The organism is Xenorhabdus sp. BG5 (assembly GCF_015163665.1).
Classification (GTDB): domain Bacteria; phylum Pseudomonadota; class Gammaproteobacteria; order Enterobacterales; family Enterobacteriaceae; genus Xenorhabdus.
In genome coordinates this window covers 1-840 of the sequence record NZ_JADEUG010000091.1, presented here as the reverse complement: position 1 = coordinate 840, position 840 = coordinate 1, and the positions used below count along the sequence as shown (strand labels likewise).

Here is an 840-nt window from a genome sequence, read left to right as displayed (position 1 = left end):
TTTATTCATGCTCAGCACCAGACCAGCGAACCACAATTAGGGGATCGTATCCTGCAATTTGCGACTATCGCCTTTGATACCTCGGTATCCGATATTTTCCCTACCCTCGCCGCCGGTGCGACACTGGTTTTGCGGCCGCCCCATATTCGGATACCGGATATGACTTTTGTCACCTTCCTGCGTGAGCAGAAGATCACCATTATGGATATGCCGACCGCTTTCTGGCACCTGTGGATACAGGAGATGATGGCGGGTCGCAGTGGCTTTAGCCCCTGTCTGCATACCCTGATTGTGGGCGGCGAAAAAGCAGAATATCGCCATTTAATCAGCTGGCTGTCTCATCAGGAAACCCAATCCTGCCGCTGGATTAACTCTTATGGCCCAACGGAAACCACGGTCATTGCCACCACATTAAAAGTGGATGGAACGACTGATATCACCGATAACATCCCGATTGGCCATCCATTGCCGAATACCCGTATTTATATTCTGGATACGCACGGCCGGCCGGTTCCTATTGGCGTCAGTGGCGAAATTCATATCGGTGGCGCCGGTGTAGCCCGTGGCTATCTCAATCGCCCCGATTTAACTGCGGAGAAATTTGTGGCGGATCCGTTTAGTGCACAACCTGATGCCCGTATGTACAAAACCGGCGATCTGGGGCGCTGGCTACCCGATGGCGCGATTGAATATTTAGGACGCAATGATTTTCAAATTAAGATCCGTGGCTTCCGCATTGAACTGGGAGAAATTGAAACCCAACTGCTGGCTTGCGCAGGCGTCAGCGATGCCGTGGTGATCGCCCGTGAAGACGAAAGCGGTGACAAGCGCTTAATTGCC

At 52.3% G+C, this 840-nt stretch carries 1 protein-coding gene; it reads left to right on the top strand.

The genetic code is table 11. The annotated features are described in order from the left end of the window. The coding region (locus tag IQ209_RS18840) for an amino acid adenylation domain-containing protein (RefSeq protein ID WP_193852535.1) at window positions 1–840 on the top strand (840 nt) is incomplete at both ends.